The following is a 13018-nucleotide window of genomic DNA, read 5'->3' on the forward strand; positions in this document are numbered from 1 at the left end:
ATGCCCTGACGCAGGCAAGGGAGATCGATGGACCTCACCCGCTTCCCCCGTGTGGCGCTCACCGACGGGCCGACGCCGATCCGCTCGCTCGACCGGCTCTCGACCCATCTCGGGCACGAATTGAACGGTGTCCGCCTGTTCGTGAAGCGCGACGATGTCGGCCCGGTGGGCCTGGGCGGCAACAAGCTGCGCAAGCTCGAATTCCTGCTCGGCCAGGCGCTGGCGGAGCGGACCGACACGGTGATCACCGTCGGCGCGCTGCAATCGAACCATGCCCGGCTCACCGCCGCCTCGGCCGCGCGGATGGGACTGGCCTGCGAGCTGTTCCTCACCCGCAGCGTCCCGCGGGAGGATGCCGACTATACCGGCAACGGCAATCGTCTGCTGCAGGACCTGTTCGGTGCCCGCATCCACCTGCTGCCGGGCGAGGCCGATTCGCTGGCCCTGGCCGAGGCGCGGGCGGACGAGCTGCGGGCGGAGGGCCGGCGGGTCTCCGTCTTCCCATCCGGCGGGTCGAGCCCGCTCGGCTGCCTCGGCTACGCGGCCTGCGCCGCCGAGATCCTCGAGCAATCCGCCAATCTCGGTCTCGGCTTCGCCCGGATCGTCGTGCCGAACGGCAGTTCCAGCACCCATGCCGGCCTCGCCGCCGGGCTTGCCGCCGCCGGACGCGACCCGCACTTGGCGCAGTCCTACACGGTGCTCGCTCCTGAAGCCGAGGCGCGGGCGGCGACGCTTGCCCGGGCCCGCGACACACTCGCGCTGATCGACGGTGGCCACACGCTCTCCGACGACGCCATCCGCGTGGACGGCGCCCATCGCGGACCCGGCTACGGCATCCCGACCGGGGGCATGCGCGAGGCCGTGCGGCTCATGGCGCGCACGGAAGGACTACTGCTCGATCCCGTCTACAGCGGCAAGGCGTTCGCGGGGCTGCTCCACGACGTGCGCGCGGGCCTGTACGAGCGCGGTGCGCTTGTGCTGTTCGTGATGACCGGCGGCGTGCCGGGGCTGTTCGCGTATCGGAGCGAGTTTTAGCGGCTCTCTTTCAATGGTACGGCCGTGACGAAGTAGGCCGTATCATCGGAAATGAGGCGCCAGACTGTTGGCACAGTCGGCGAACGCCCATGGGGCGTCTGTAGCGGACCTTCGTAGACGAGCTTCACGTCACCGAGGGGTGTCAGCCCCTCCCTGGCCAAGTGTTCGGGCTTGGCATGAGCAGGCAATGCTTGAGCCAAGACCTCCGGGGCGAAGATTGAAAAGCCGAACATCGCCAGAAAGCGCGCCTTGGATCCACCGTCGGGATGCGTCGAATTCAAGAGGTAATCGACGATTTTGTCCGAACTGATCGTGAAAGCCGAAGGCGATCGTGTCGGTCTGTTCAAGGCTTCAGGGTCAAGGCGCGCAGGGCGCTCGGAAGCACCGTCGCCAGACCCGCGACGGGCGTCGTGAATTCCACCTCATAGGCCGCGCCATCGCGCCAGACGCCGACCACTGTCCCCGCGGATCCCGCCTCGACACGATCGCCGTCGTCGGTCGTCACTTCGGCCGTCAGGACGACGCGGTCGAGATCCTTGAAGACGGACCGCGGAGCCTGCTGACGTAGAGTGTAGAATGCTTCCACCGTCATGCGGAGAGAGTAGGCCGCACAGGAATCTACGCAAGCGACGATCGAGGCCCTCTCACCGCTCCGTCAGCTTCATCTCGATCCGCCGGTTGCGCGCGTAGGCCTCATCGCTCGTTCCCGAATCGAGCGGCTGGAACTCGCCGAAGGCGCCCGCGAGCAGCCGCTGCGGCGGGATTCCCTTGGTCCGCAGGTACTGCACGACCGCGATGGCGCGCGCCGCCGACAGCGCCCAGTTCGACGGGAACTGCGCCGACTGGATCGGCCGCGCGTCGGTATGGCCGTCGACGCGCAGCACCCAGGGAATGTCGGCCGGAATCTCCCGCGCGATGTCGAGGATCGCCCCCGCGATCCGATCGAGCTCCGGCTCGGCGTCCGGCTTGAGCGCCGCTGAGCCTGCCGCGAACAGCACCTCGGATTGCAGTACGAAGCGATCGCCGACGACGCGGACATCGGTTCGGCTGCCGATGATCTGCCGCAGGCGCCCGAAGAAGTCGGAGCGGTAGCGGGCGAGTTCCTGCACCCGCTGGGCGAGGGCCACGTTGAGGCGGCTGCCGAGCTCGGCGATCCGCGCCTGGCTCTCCCGGTCACGGGATTCGGAGGCCGCGAGCGCGTCCTCGAGTGCTGCGAGCTGGCGGCGTAGCGCCCGGATCTGCTCGTTGAGCAGCTCGACCTGATTCTGCGCCCGCTGCGTCGCGCCCCGCTCGGCGGCGAGTTGGGCATCGACGTCGGCACTCTTGCCCTGCGCCGCCTCGCTGGCGTCGGCGAGCGCGCGGAGCCGGTCGCGCTCGGCCTCGGTGGCGGTCAGGGTGTTGCGAAGGCCCGCGGCCGCCTCTTCCTGGGCGCGGCGGCCGGAGCGCTCCAGCGCCAGCAGGTCGGTGAGGTCGGCGATCTGGCGGTTGAGGCGGTTGAGGACCGCGTCGCGCCCGGTCAATTCCTGCGAGAGGAAGAATTGCCCCACCACGAAGACGGTGAGCAGGAACACGACCGCGAGCAGGAGCGTCGCGAGCGCATCGACGTAGCCCGGCCAGACGTTGAGGCTGCGCTGCGAGCGGGCACGGATCGACGCCATCTCAGCATCCCTCCCGCTGCCGCCGGAGCGGCGCTGAGCCTCGTGGTCGCATGGTCTTCACGCGAACCGGCCTCCCCTTCGTTCGACCATGCTCCTAGTTGACCTTTTCGCGCGCCAGCCGGTCGAGCACCTGCTTCAGCTCGCGCTCCCGGGCGGCCTGGGCCTCGACCCAGTCGCGGATCATCTGCTGCTCGGCGCGCATGTGCTGCACCAGCCCCTGGATGCCCTCGGCGAGGTTGGTCATGGCCTGGGTCGCGCCCCGGCCCCCGGCGCCCTCGGCGATGACCCCGCTCAGGCGGTCCACCGCGGCCTGCAGCTCGCGGGCGATGGCGGGGTCGTGCTCCGGCGCGGGGCGCGCCGTGATCGTAGCGGGGGCGACCGCCTGCTCCTCCCCGGAGACTAGCCAGTCCTCCAGCTCGTTGTGGAAGCGGGAATGCGCCTGGCCCGCCTGGAGGTCGAGGAAGCCGACGATCAGGGAGGAGGCGAGGCCGAACAGCGAGGCCGAGAAGGCGAGGCCGATGCCGGAGAGCGGCACCGCGAGCCCACTCTTGAGTTCGTCGAACATCACCGCAGCGTCGCCGCCGCCGCGCATGCCGCCGATCACCGAACCCACCGCCGAGAGCGTCTCGATCAGGCCCCAGAAGGTGCCGAGCAGGCCGAGCAAGATCAGGATGCCGGCGATGTAGCGCAGGATCTCGCGGCCCTCGTCGAGCCGCACGGCGGTGGTGTCGAGATGCGCGCGGGTGCTCGAAAGCGTCATCCCATCGCGCCGCGCCGCGATGGCGGGCAGCAGCGGCGCGAGCAGGGCCGGCCGGTCCTTCGGGTTTTGCCCCGCGGCCACGGCGTTGACGTAGCGGACCTCGCGGAAGAGGCGCGTCACCTGCCCGAAGGCGAGCAGCACCGCGATCAGCAGCACGCCGAGGATCAGCCCGTTCAGGCCCGGATTGGCGAGAAAGGCCGGGGTGATCTGCTTGTAGAGGACGAAGGCGAGGAAGCCCGCGAGCGCCAGGAACACCAGCATCCGCACCAGCGTCATACCGGGCTTGGCCAGGGGAGGCGTGTCGGGGGACGCGGAACGGGCCGCCATCGGGTCCATACTCGTGTTGGGCCTGACGCCGGGACCGGCGGCACCGCTGTGACAAAACCGGCGGCACTCTGGCGGCTCGGCCTGCCGCGATCAAGTCATCCTGCGGCAGTGTCCGACGAGCGCCGAGGCGGCCTCAATCCCACTCGCGCGGCCAGGTCTCTTCCAGATGCGGCCCGAGGCGTACGGCCCAGACCCGCCGGGCCAACCCCGTCGCGTCGTCGGTCTCGACGGCGACGCCGCACAGGGTGCCCTCGCCGGTGGCCGCTTCGAGACGCGAGCCCGGCGTCTTCTGCAGGAAGCGGCGCACCGGCTCCTCCTTCTGCATGCCGAGAATCGAATCGTAGTCGCCGCACATCCCGGCATCCGAGAGATAGGCGGTGCCGTGGGGCAGGATGCGGTGGTCGCCGGTCGGCGCGTGGGTGTGGGTGCCGACGACGAGGCTGGCGCGGCCGTCGAGGAAATGCCCCATGGCCTGCTTCTCGCTGGTCGCCTCCGCGTGCATGTCGACAATGACGGCATCGGCTGCCGCGCCGAGTGGGCAGGCGTCGAGCTCCCGGTCGGCGGCGGTGAAGGGGTCGTCGAGGGGGTCGAGATAGATGCGGCCCATCACGTTGACGACGAGCACGCGGGCGCCGCGTGCGGTCTCGACCACCGTCGCGCCCCGGCCGGGGGTGCCGGGCGGGTAGTTCGCCGGCCGGATCAGCCGGGGCTGGCGGGCGATGAAGACGAGCGCCTCGCGCTGGTCGAAGGAGTGGTTGCCGAGGGTCACCGCGTCGGCGCCGGCCTGGAGGATCTCGTCGCAGATCGATTCGGTGATGCCGAAGCCGCCGGCGGCGTTCTCGCCGTTGATCACCACGCAGTCGAGGCGCCAGCGCTCGCGCAGGGCCGGAAGCCGTTCAGTGACGGCATAGCGGCCGGAGCGCCCGACGATGTCGCCGAGAAAGAGGATGCGCATGCAGCGTCGGCCCGAAAAGGTGGTCGCCGGCTTCTCGGGAAAAAGCCGAGGCGAGACAAGAGTTCAGAATCAGCCCTGCCGGAGCGGCACCGGTCCGGTCTCGGTCACGAGATGGTCGAGGGGGCGGTCGTGCGGCTCGGCCGGGACGCGGGCGATTTCCTGCACGGAGAAGGCGATGCCCACCGTCAGCACGGGGCCGTTCTTCGACAGGCGCTCGATCGCCTGATCGTAGTAGCCCGCGCCGTAGCCGATGCGCTGGCCCGCGCGGTCGAAGGCGGCGAGCGGCACGATCAGGGCGGTGGGGTCGAGCGGGGGCAGGTCGTCGTGCGGTTCGCTGAGACCGAAGCCGCCGGTCACCAGTTCTTCGCCCGCCCGCCATTCCCGGAAGACGAGGCCCTGCTTCGTCACCTTCGGCAACGCCACACGCTGGCCGCGGGCGAACAGGCGCTCGATCAGCGGGCGCGGGTCGATCTCGGAGCGGATCGGCCAGAAGGCGCCGACCAGCGGCGCCTGCGCGAGCTCGGGAAGCGCCGCGATGGTCTCGGCGGCGGCGAGCGAGCCGGCGGTGCGGGCCTCGGGCGAGAGTGCGTCGCGACGCTTGAGCGCCTCGGCGCGGAGGCTCGCCTTGAGCGAGCGTTCGGAGGAAGAGTGCGGAGCCACTTGAGCCGTTGGAGTGTCGATCCCGGGAAACCTACAGAGTAGGTGGGCGCCGTGTTGGCCAAGTCCACGGACGAGGCCAGTGACAGCTCCCGAGGGAGTCGATAAGGCCCCGGGGAAAGTTCTCCTGACGAACTCTGCAGCCCCGCCCGCCAGAGATAGACGCGCCGGGGCTCGGGCGCCAGGGGGCGATCGCGTCGCGCCTCAGAAATTCGAAGCCGGCGCGATGACAGGGCCGCGGAAGGCCGCCGGCCCGGTCAACGTCCGCGGTCGGCCTCGCCCTTGCCGGGGGCATGCGCGGCCGGCTGCCCCGACAGGGCGCGGGCAAGCCGGTCGATCCGCTCGGCGGCGATGCCGACGCCGCCGGCGAGCCGCGCCTGCTCGGCGGCGCCCTGGGCCGCGTTCCGCTCCAGATCGGCGATTCGCCGCCGGGCCTCGTGCAACTCGTCGGCCAGCGTCAGCGAGGCCATGACGTGCAGGCGCATGTCGCCGATCTCGCCGAAGGCGCCGCGCATCTCGGTGATCCGGTCGTCGAAGCTCTTGGCGAGGGCGGAGAGATGCTCCTCCTCGCCGGGGCCGCAGGCCATGCGGTAGCTCTTGCCCGCGATGGTGACGTTGACGTGCGGCATCCGTGATGAACCTGACTCGAACTCAGCGCCCGGCGGAGCCGGACAGCACATCTTCCACCGTCTCGATGGCGCGATCGAGGCGGCGGTTCACCTCGCCGGTGGTGCTCGTCATCCGGGCGAGCCGCGCGCCCGCCGCGTCGAGCTCGGCGGCGAGCCGCACCCGGTCCTCCTCGAGCAGGGCGAATTCGGTCTCCCGGTCGCCGCGGCTGCGCTCGGCCTCAAGCTTGCGGGCCACCGCCGTCTCCAGCAGCGCGAGCGCCGTGTCGAGACGGTGCAGCGCCTCTTCCAGGCCGCCCTCCTGCCCCCTGGCCTGGTCCTTCCCCTGCTCCTTCACCGGCAACGCCTTTGAATCCGTCCGCGCCATGGTCACCCGTCGGTTGCCGCCTCGCCGGAGCCTGCCACGGAACGCGTCCCGCGCCGCGACGGCCAGAACGCAAAGGGCCGGCGGCGGAAGGACTTTCGCGGTACTCCGAATCCTCGCAGCCGACAGGTTTCAGCCAAGAGCATTCGAAATTCCAGCCAATTCACAGGCCTGCCCCCGATCTTTGACAGCCCCGGACGCCATGTTAGAGAGCCGGCGCCCGGCCCCGATCCCCCGGCGCGGGGCCGCCCAACGGATTTCCAAAACCGTGACCCTCCCCGGCTCCCCGCTCAGACCGTCCGCCGACCGGACGGGTGCGGGCCGTCGCGCGGTTCATCCCCGGTTCAGTGCCGCCCCGCTTGGAGCGGTCCCATCGTCATCGGACGCCGCGCGCCAAGGCCGCCGGCGGCCCCGACCTGTTTTCCATCGGCGCGCGGGTGCGCCCCATCACGAAGGAGTCACGCCGTGACCGTCAAGGTTGCCATCAACGGGTTCGGGCGCATCGGCCGCAACGTGCTGCGCGCCATCGTCGAAGCCGGCCGCACCGACATCGAGGTCGTCGCCATCAACGATCTCGGCCCGGTCGAGACCAACGCCCACCTTCTGCGTTACGACTCGGTGCATGGCCGCTTCCCGGCCGAGGTCGCGGTCGAGGGCGACGACATCGTCATCAACGGCAAGCGCATCCGCGTGACCGCCGTGCGCAACCCGGCCGAACTGCCCCACCGCGACCTCGGCGTCGACATCGCGCTGGAATGCACCGGCATCTTCACCTCGAAGGACAAGGCGAAGGCCCATCTCGATGCGGGCGCCAAGCGCGTCCTCGTCTCGGCGCCCGCCGACGGCGCCGACCTGACGGTGGTCTACGGCGTGAACCACGACCGGCTCACGGGCGAGCACCTCGTGGTCTCCAACGCCTCCTGCACCACGAACTGCCTCGCGCCGGTCGCCAAGGTGCTCGACGAGACGGTGGGGATCGAGCGCGGCTTCATGACCACGATCCACTCCTACACCAACGACCAGCCCTCGCTGGACCAGATGCACAAGGATCTCTACCGGGCCCGCGCCGCGGCGCTCTCGATGATCCCGACCTCGACCGGCGCGGCCAAGGCTGTCGGCCTCGTGCTGCCGGAGCTGAAGGGCAAGCTCGACGGCACCGCGATCCGCGTGCCGACCCCGAACGTGTCGGCGGTCGATCTCGTCTTCACCGCCAAGCGCCAGACCTCGGTCCAGGAGATCAACGAGGCGATCAAGGCGGCGGCTGCCGGCCCGCTCAAGGGCGTGCTCGGTGTGACCGACCGGCCGAACGTGTCGATCGACTTCAACCACGACCCGCACTCGTCCACCTTCCACCTCGACCAGACCAAGGTCATGGACGGCACCTTCGTGCGCATCCTGTCCTGGTACGACAACGAGTGGGGCTTCTCGAACCGCATGGCCGACACCGCCGTGGCCATGGCCAAGCTGATCTGACGCTCTAGCTACGCTTCCGCGGGAGCGGCCGACTCTTCGGACCGGCCGCTCCCGATTGCCTTCGAGTTTCCTTAGGCGAGCCCGCCTCGCCGAAGATCCAAGGTGCGTATGCGATGACCGAGACTTCGCCGGCCAAGCCTTCCGGGAGCGGTTTCATTCCCTCCGGGACCCCGTCTTCCCCCACGCCGTCCGCCGCTGCGAGCCCCGCTCCGGCCGCCCCACCGCCGAGTGTCGGCAAGACCGAGCTGCCCGCCTCCGGCGCCGCCAACCACGCCGACCAGCTGGCGCGCATTGAGGACAAGACCGCGCGCATCGAGGACAAGTACGCCCGTTCCGAGGCGCTGCTCTCGCGCGTCGAGGAGAAGGTCGAGTCGGCCTCGACCCGGATGAACGACGCCGCCCGTCAGGCCGACCTCTCCTCGCTGCGCAGCGAGGTCCGCACCCTGTCCGACCGGGTCGGACGCCTGCCCGGGACCGGGGCCCTGGTTCTGACCGCGATCATCACCGCCGTGCTCACCGTCGCGATGATGGTCGCCGTGCAGCGGCTGAACCTCGACCGGATGCTGCCCCACAGCGTCGGCGGCCAGAGCCAGACCAATTCCGCCACTCCGGCGTCCAATCCCCCCGCCTCCAACCCTTAAGAAGCGACCCGACGCCGCCATGACGGATTTCCGCACCCTCGACGATGCCGGCCCGCTGAAGGGCAAGCGCGTGCTGCTGCGCGTCGATCTCAACGTGCCGATGGAGGGCGGCCGCGTCACCGACGCGACCCGGATCGAGCGCGTGGTGCCGACGATCCGCGAGATCGCCGATCAGGGCGGGCGGGTGATCCTGCTGGCGCATTTCGGCCGCCCCAAGGGCAAGCCGGACCCGAAGGACTCGCTGAAGCCGATCCTGCCGACGCTCTCGGACAAGCTCGGACGGCCGGTGGCCTTCGGCGAGGATTGCATCGGCGAGGCCGCCGCCCAGGCCGTGGCGGCGCTCAAGGACGGCGAGGTGCTCCTCCTCGAAAACACCCGCTACCACGCGGGCGAGGAGAAGGACGATCCCGACTTCGCGAAGGCGCTCGCGGCCAACGGCGACATCTACGTCAACGAGGCCTTCTCGGCCGCCCACCGCGCCCACGCCTCGACGGAGGGGCTCGCCCGCCTGCTGCCGGCCTATGCCGGCCGCCTGATGCAGGCCGAACTCGACGCGCTCACCAAAGGCCTCGAGAATCCGGCCCGTCCGGTCATCGCCATCGTCGGCGGCGCCAAGGTCTCGACCAAGATCGACCTGCTCGAAAACCTCGTCGCCAAGGTCGACATGCTGGTGATCGGCGGCGGCATGGCCAACACCTTCCTGCACGCCCAGGGCAAGGATGTCGGCAAGTCGCTGTGCGAGAAGGATCTCGCCGAGACCGCCCAGCGCATCCTGGCCGCGGCCAAGGAGAAGAACTGCACCATCATCCTCCCGGTCGATGCGCTGGTGGCGCGAGAGTTCAAGGCCAATGCCGAGAACGAGACCGTGACGGTGGATGCGGTGCCCTCCGACGCGATGATCCTCGATGTCGGTGCATCCTCGATCGCCACGATCGACGGCGCCATCGACGAGGCTCGCACGCTGGTCTGGAACGGCCCGCTGGGCGCCTTCGAGCTGACGCCGTTCGACACCGGCACGGTGGCGGTGGCCCAGCACGCGTCGGCCCGCACCAGGGCCGGTCAGCTCGTCAGCGTCGCCGGCGGCGGCGACACCGTGGCGGCCCTCAACCATGCCGGCGTCGGCGAGGACTTCTCCTACGTCTCCACCGCCGGCGGTGCGTTCCTCGAATGGCTGGAGGGCAAGGAGCTGCCCGGCGTCGAGGCGCTGCGCGCCAAGAGCTGAGGCTCGTCTTCAAGCACGCCCCTCCCGCGGGGAAGAGGGCGTGACGTCATCCCAAGTTTTTCACGCCGCGGCACCGGCTCGCGCCGCGGCGGGACCTATATTGGCATCAGCAAGGGACAGGCCCGGCTGAGGCCGCATCGCACGAGGATCGCACCATGGCACGCATCACCCTCCGGCAGCTTCTCGACCACGCCGCCGAGTACGGCTACGGCGTGCCCGCGTTCAACCTGAACAACATGGAGCAGGGGCTCGCCATCATGGCGGCGGCCGATGCCACCGATTCGCCGGTGATCCTCCAGGCCAGCCGCGGCGCCCGCGCCTACGCCAACGACGTGGTGCTGGCCAAGCTCATCGACGGCCTCGTCGAGATCTATCCGCACATCCCCGTCTGCATGCATCTCGATCACGGCAACAACGAAGCCACCTGCGCCACGGCGATCCAGTACGGCTTCACCTCGGTGATGATGGACGGCTCGCTGAAAGCCGACGGCAAGACCCCGGCCGACTACAACTACAATGTCGAGATCACCCGGAACGTCACCAAGATGGCCCATTGGGCCGGCGTCTCGGTCGAGGGCGAACTCGGCGTGCTGGGCTCGCTGGAGAGCGGCCAGGGCGAGGCCGAGGACGGCCACGGCGCCGAGGGCGTCCTCTCCCACGACCAACTCCTGACCGACCCGGACGAGGCGGTGAAGTTCGTGGCCGCCACCAAGGTCGATGCGCTGGCGGTGGCCATGGGCACCAGCCACGGCGCCTACAAGTTCACGAGGAAGCCCGACGGCGACGTGCTGGCGATGGGCGTGATCGAGGAGATCCACCGCCGCCTGCCGACGACCCACCTCGTCATGCACGGCTCCTCCTCGGTGCCGCAGGACCTGCAGGACATCATCAATCAGTACGGCGGCCAGATGAAGCCGACCTGGGGCGTGCCGGTCGAGGAGATCCAGCGCGGCATCAAGCACGGCGTGCGCAAGATCAACATCGACACCGACAACCGCATGGCGATGACCGGTCAGATCCGGAAGGTGCTCTCCGAGAGCCCGGCGGAGTTCGACCCGCGCAAGTACCTGAAGCCAGCGATGGAGGCGATGACGAAGCTCTGCAAGCAGCGCTTCGAGGAGTTCGGCACCGCCGGCAACGGCTCCAAGATCCGCCCGATCTCGGTGGCCGAGATGGCCAAGCGCTACGCCAGCGGCTCCCTCGACCCGAAGATCGACGCCTGATCCCCGATGACCGATTCTGACGCGGTGACGCCGCGGCCCCGCCTCGCCCTCCTCACGCCCTACGGTCTCGGCCCGTCCGAGGCCGAGGCGATCGCCGCGGCGCTCGATGCGGCCTGTGCCGTGGGCGACGTGGCGGCGGTGATCCTGCGGCTGGCGGCCGCCGACGAGCGCAGCCTCGTCAACCTCGTCAAGCGGCTGGCGCCGCCGGCCCAGGAGCGCGGCGCGGCGGTGCTCGTCTCCGTGCCGGGCTTCTCCGGCGACATCGTCTCCGTCGCCGCCCGCGGTGGGGCCGACGGCGTGCATCTCGACCGGGCCGACGAGGAAACCTTGCGGGATCTGCGCGGGCGCCTGCGCGAAGGGCGCATCCTCGGGACGGGCGGCGTGCTCGGCTCGCGGGACGCGGCGATGGTCGCGGGCGAGACCGGCGTCGATTACCTGATGTTCGGCGGGCTCTTCCCCGACGGCGTCGCTCCCGAGGCGCAAGAGGTGCGCGAGCGCGCCGCGTGGTGGGCCGAGATCTTCGAGACGCCCTGCATCGCGGTCGCGACGGCTGCCGAGGACGTTGCCGCGCTCGCGGGAACCGGCGCCGAGTTCGTCGGGCTGGAGAGCGCTCTGTGGCGCGACGATCCCGAGGGCGTGCGGACCGCGCAGGCGCAACTCGACAAGGCGCGATGATTCCTTCTCACGATCGGACCGCGGCGGCGACCTTCAAGTCCCTACCCCCTCTGCGGGGGAGGGTGCCTGCGGAGCAGGCGGGAGAGGGAGGCGACGGTGCCGAACGGGGCGCTCGGCCTCCGACGCACGGCCTCGTTCTGAAGCCGGGGTTCCTTCTCCCGATCTCCTTCGGAGGCCACCGTTCTCCGCATAGGGGGGAGGGCCGGGAGCGCGGCCGAACGGACAAGGCCCCCCTCCGAGCCGGCGCGTTCTTCCTCGCCGCCTTCAGCGCCTGCGCCATCCTCGGGCTCGGCGTCGGCGGGCTGCACGCCGCCCCGAAACAGCCGGCGACGAAGGAGCCGGCTGCGCAGACACCCGTCAATCCGAACCAAGCCAAACCGAATCAGCTCGATCTGAAGCGCGAACTGCCCTCGCCCTACTCGCCCAATGCCGAGGGGGCGAAGCCGGCCGCCGCGAACCCGAACGCCGACGCGGCCTACGGCGCATACCAGCGTGGACGCTACGTCACCGCCTTCCGCGAGGCGACGCGCCGCATCGAGGCGAACCCGAAGGACGCCGCGGCGATGACGCTGCTCGGCGAGCTCTACAACCAGGGTCTCGGGGTCAAGCAGGACCCGAAGCGTGCCCATGAATGGTACCGGCTCGCCGCCGCGCAGGACGATGCCAACGCCATGGCTTCCCTGGGCCTGATGGCGATGGACGGGCGCGGGCAGCCCAAGGACGCGAAGGCCGGCCGCGCCTGGCTCGAACAGGCGGCGCGCAAGGGGCAGCCCAGCGCCAGCTACAATCTCGCGCTGATCCAACTCGCCAGTGACAAGCCGGCCGATCTCGCCGCGGCCGTCGCCAATTTCCGGACCGCGGCCGAAGCCGAGGTTCCGGCCGCGCAATACGCCCTGGGCGTGCTCTACCTCCAGGGCAAGGGCGTTCCTCGGGACACGACCCAGGCCGCGCAATGGTTCCGCCGCGCCGCCGACAACGGCGATCTCGGGGCGGAGGTCGAGTTCGCGATCCGGCTGTTCAACGGCGACGGGGTTCCCAAGGACGAAGCCCGGGCCGCCCGCTACTTCCTGCACGCGGCGCAGCGCGGCAATGCCATCGCCCAGAACCGGATCGCCAAGCTCTACGTCGCGGGCCGCGGCGTGCCGAAGAACCTCGTCGAGGCGGCGGCCTGGAACCTCGCCGCCGCGTCGCAGGGCCGGTCCGATGCCGGCCTCGATCAGGCGACCGCCGGACTCAATCCGGACGAACGCAAGCGTGCCGAGGCCCTGGCGGCGGATCGGGCGAGCGCCTCGCCGTAGCGTCGAGCGGCCGGCGCGTTCGAAATCACACCGGATCCGGCGCGTCCGGCGACACCCGCGCGACGATGTGACTGTCGCGCGAGCCCGCGCCCAGCTACAACCGC

Annotated in this window: 15 protein-coding genes and 1 other RNA gene; 7 read left to right on the forward strand and 9 right to left on the reverse strand. The window is 70.3% G+C overall.

Annotated elements, in window-relative coordinates; genetic code table 11:
* The first annotated feature begins 27 nt into the window (after positions 1-27).
* Positions 28-1035, forward strand: a complete 1008-nt coding sequence (locus MPPM_RS12205; RefSeq protein ID WP_096485298.1) for a D-cysteine desulfhydrase family protein — start codon at positions 28-30, stop codon at positions 1033-1035.
* On the opposite strand, the gene MPPM_RS12210 is transcribed toward MPPM_RS12205, so the two are convergent.
* The 9 genes from MPPM_RS12210 to MPPM_RS12250 form a co-directional block, all read right to left on the reverse strand.
* A complete protein-coding gene (locus MPPM_RS12210; RefSeq protein WP_348529767.1) occupies positions 1032-1382 on the reverse strand; it encodes a DUF6883 domain-containing protein in 351 nt (116 codons plus the stop codon). The two genes, MPPM_RS12205 and MPPM_RS12210, sit on opposite strands and share 4 nt — an antisense overlap.
* On the reverse strand, positions 1379-1627 hold the full coding sequence (locus MPPM_RS12215) for a DUF4926 domain-containing protein (RefSeq protein WP_096485299.1): 249 nt from the start codon (positions 1625-1627) through the stop codon (positions 1379-1381). The genes MPPM_RS12210 and MPPM_RS12215 overlap by 4 nt, the downstream gene beginning before the upstream one ends.
* A 52-nt stretch (positions 1628-1679) precedes the next feature.
* Positions 1680-2693: a peptidoglycan -binding protein gene (locus tag MPPM_RS12220; RefSeq protein WP_096485300.1), complete on the reverse strand. Its 1014-nt coding sequence runs from the start codon at positions 2691-2693 to the stop codon at positions 1680-1682.
* Between the two features lie 94 nt (positions 2694-2787).
* Positions 2788-3780, reverse strand: a complete 993-nt coding sequence (locus MPPM_RS12225) for a MotA/TolQ/ExbB proton channel family protein (protein WP_096485301.1) — start codon at positions 3778-3780, stop codon at positions 2788-2790.
* A gap of 133 nt (positions 3781-3913) precedes the next feature.
* Positions 3914-4735, reverse strand: a complete 822-nt coding sequence (locus tag MPPM_RS12230) for a TIGR00282 family metallophosphoesterase (RefSeq protein ID WP_096485302.1) — start codon at positions 4733-4735, stop codon at positions 3914-3916.
* Between the two features lie 69 nt (positions 4736-4804).
* On the reverse strand, positions 4805-5395 hold the full coding sequence (locus tag MPPM_RS12235) for a 5-formyltetrahydrofolate cyclo-ligase (RefSeq protein WP_096485303.1): 591 nt from the start codon (positions 5393-5395) through the stop codon (positions 4805-4807).
* Positions 5385-5541: non-coding RNA, 6S RNA (gene ssrS / locus MPPM_RS12240), on the reverse strand. The genes MPPM_RS12235 and ssrS overlap by 11 nt, the downstream gene beginning before the upstream one ends.
* 108 nt (positions 5542-5649) lie before the next feature.
* The gene (locus MPPM_RS12245; RefSeq protein ID WP_096485304.1) at positions 5650-6021 is read right to left on the reverse strand and encodes a cell division protein ZapA; all 372 of its coding nucleotides are present in this window, start codon (positions 6019-6021) and stop codon (positions 5650-5652) included.
* 22 nt (positions 6022-6043) lie between these two features.
* Positions 6044-6385: a DUF4164 domain-containing protein gene (locus MPPM_RS12250; protein ID WP_096485305.1), complete on the reverse strand. Its 342-nt coding sequence runs from the start codon at positions 6383-6385 to the stop codon at positions 6044-6046.
* Positions 6386-6847: 462 nt separating this feature from the next.
* Between MPPM_RS12250 and gap the strand changes: the two genes are divergently transcribed.
* The 6 genes from gap (at position 6848) to MPPM_RS12280 (ending at position 12914) form a co-directional block, all read left to right on the forward strand.
* Positions 6848-7855, forward strand: coding sequence for a type I glyceraldehyde-3-phosphate dehydrogenase (gap, locus tag MPPM_RS12255; RefSeq protein WP_096485306.1), 1008 nt, complete (start codon positions 6848-6850; stop codon positions 7853-7855).
* Positions 7856-7968: 113 nt separating this feature from the next.
* Complete coding sequence (locus MPPM_RS12260; protein ID WP_096485307.1) at positions 7969-8496, forward strand: hypothetical protein; 528 nt, start codon at positions 7969-7971, stop codon at positions 8494-8496.
* 19 nt (positions 8497-8515) lie between these two features.
* The gene (locus MPPM_RS12265; protein ID WP_096485308.1) at positions 8516-9718 is read left to right on the forward strand and encodes a phosphoglycerate kinase; all 1203 of its coding nucleotides are present in this window, start codon (positions 8516-8518) and stop codon (positions 9716-9718) included.
* 155 nt (positions 9719-9873) lie between these two features.
* A complete protein-coding gene (gene fba, locus MPPM_RS12270; protein WP_096485309.1) occupies positions 9874-10941 on the forward strand; it encodes a class II fructose-bisphosphate aldolase in 1068 nt (355 codons plus the stop codon).
* Positions 10942-10947: 6 nt separating this feature from the next.
* On the forward strand, positions 10948-11616 hold the full coding sequence (locus tag MPPM_RS12275; RefSeq protein WP_096485310.1) for a thiamine phosphate synthase: 669 nt from the start codon (positions 10948-10950) through the stop codon (positions 11614-11616).
* Between the two features lie 278 nt (positions 11617-11894).
* Positions 11895-12914 carry a tetratricopeptide repeat protein gene (locus MPPM_RS12280; RefSeq protein WP_096487827.1) on the forward strand — a complete coding sequence of 340 codons (1020 nt, stop codon included), beginning with the start codon at positions 11895-11897 and terminating at the stop codon, positions 12912-12914.
* The last annotated feature ends 104 nt before the right edge of the window (positions 12915-13018 follow it).

Origin of the sequence: Methylorubrum populi (genome assembly GCF_002355515.1) — a bacterium.
GTDB lineage: Bacteria > Pseudomonadota > Alphaproteobacteria > Rhizobiales > Beijerinckiaceae > Methylobacterium > Methylobacterium populi_A.

What these genes read in the sequence shown, in the direction of transcription:
- MPPM_RS12205 (WP_096485298.1), top strand. Translation starts at nt 28, where the DNA reads ATGGACCTCACCCGCTTCCCCCGTGTGGCGCTCACCGACGGGCCGACG.
- MPPM_RS12215 (WP_096485299.1), bottom strand. Translation starts at nt 1,627, where the DNA reads ATGACGGTGGAAGCATTCTACACTCTACGTCAGCAGGCTCCGCGGTCC.
- MPPM_RS12220 (WP_096485300.1), bottom strand. Translation starts at nt 2,693, where the DNA reads ATGGCGTCGATCCGTGCCCGCTCGCAGCGCAGCCTCAACGTCTGGCCG.
- MPPM_RS12225 (WP_096485301.1), bottom strand. Translation starts at nt 3,780, where the DNA reads ATGGCGGCCCGTTCCGCGTCCCCCGACACGCCTCCCCTGGCCAAGCCC.
- MPPM_RS12230 (WP_096485302.1), bottom strand. Translation starts at nt 4,735, where the DNA reads ATGCGCATCCTCTTTCTCGGCGACATCGTCGGGCGCTCCGGCCGCTAT.
- MPPM_RS12245 (WP_096485304.1), bottom strand. Translation starts at nt 6,021, where the DNA reads ATGCCGCACGTCAACGTCACCATCGCGGGCAAGAGCTACCGCATGGCC.
- MPPM_RS12250 (WP_096485305.1), bottom strand. Translation starts at nt 6,385, where the DNA reads ATGGCGCGGACGGATTCAAAGGCGTTGCCGGTGAAGGAGCAGGGGAAG.
- MPPM_RS12260 (WP_096485307.1), top strand. Translation starts at nt 7,969, where the DNA reads ATGACCGAGACTTCGCCGGCCAAGCCTTCCGGGAGCGGTTTCATTCCC.
- MPPM_RS12265 (WP_096485308.1), top strand. Translation starts at nt 8,516, where the DNA reads ATGACGGATTTCCGCACCCTCGACGATGCCGGCCCGCTGAAGGGCAAG.
- fba (WP_096485309.1), top strand. Translation starts at nt 9,874, where the DNA reads ATGGCACGCATCACCCTCCGGCAGCTTCTCGACCACGCCGCCGAGTAC.
- MPPM_RS12275 (WP_096485310.1), top strand. Translation starts at nt 10,948, where the DNA reads ATGACCGATTCTGACGCGGTGACGCCGCGGCCCCGCCTCGCCCTCCTC.